Origin of the sequence: Mesorhizobium sp. M5C.F.Ca.IN.020.32.2.1, from assembly GCF_004023105.1 — a bacterium.
GTDB lineage: Bacteria > Pseudomonadota > Alphaproteobacteria > Rhizobiales > Rhizobiaceae > Mesorhizobium > Mesorhizobium wenxiniae.
In genome coordinates this window covers 1-1,116 of the sequence record NZ_RZSX01001325.1, presented here as the reverse complement: position 1 = coordinate 1,116, position 1,116 = coordinate 1, and the positions used below count along the sequence as shown (strand labels likewise).

Annotated in this window: 1 pseudogene; it reads left to right on the top strand. The window is 65.2% G+C overall.

The features are described from left to right. Window positions 1–1,116 (top strand): annotated as a pseudogene (locus EOA86_RS35680) (hypothetical protein); the annotation flags it as partial.

Genomic DNA, 1,116 nt, shown 5'->3' with positions numbered 1-1,116 from the left:
GTCAACGGCAATCTGCGCACCATCCGCCACGGCGGCACGGAAGTGCTGCGCACCATCGCTTATGTCATCAGGGACCGCGACTGGGGCACTTACGAGCCGGCGCTCACGGATTTAGTCATCGACCAGGGTGCCGACACTTTCTCCGTCAGCTATTCGGCAAGTTGCGTCGGACCAAAGGGAAGCCGGCTCGGCTTTCGCGCGACGATCGAAGGTTCCGCCGACGGCCAGCTGGTTTTCGACGTGAGCGCGCGTCCCGAAGACGATTTCGAGACCAATCGCTGCGGCTTCTGCATCCTGCATCCGATCGCCGGCCTGGCCGGCAGCCCGATCACCGTCGAGCACACCGACGGCAGCGTGGTGGAAACGAAGCTTCCGCAGCTGATCGACCCCTGGCAGCCTTTTAAGGATTTGCGGGCGATTACTCATGAGGTCCGGCCCAGCGTCACCGCCGAATGCCGGATGGAAGGCGACGTGTTCGAGATGGAGGACCAGCGCAACTGGTCGGACGCGTCCTACAAGACCTATGTCCGGCCGCTCGCGCTGCCATGGCCCTATGTGCTGCCTGCCGGCGAGACTCTGCGCCAGACAATCAGCTTGCGCATCTCAGGCGACGTGAAGGCGCCGGCTGCCGCAACAGCCGCCGAACACGTCCGCGTCGAGCTCGGCGAAGCCGGACCGGCACTACCGGATATCGGCGTGATCATCTACCCGGATGAGGTCGAGGCGGCGCTGGCAAACCTTCCGACGCTGTCCGCGCTTGGTCCGCAACAGCTGACGTTCCACTACGACCCGACGTGTGGCCACGGCCTCGAAGCCTTGCAGTCCTATGCCCGGCTCGCCGCAGCCTGCCCGGTCGAGACGACGCTTGAATGCGTCGTTTCCTGCGTTGGCGATCTCGACGCTGAGCTTTCAGGCGTCGCCGATGCGGTGCGACAGGCCGGGCTGAAGCTCTCGGCCATCGCGGTTTCGCCCTCGGTCGACCGGCAGTCGACGCCGCCGGGCAGCGCATGGCCTGAATGTCCGCCGCTCGAGGACGTCTATGCCGCCGCGCGGCGCGCCTTTCCCGATATCCGCCTCGGCGGCGGCATGTTCAGCTATTTCACTGAGTTGAACCGC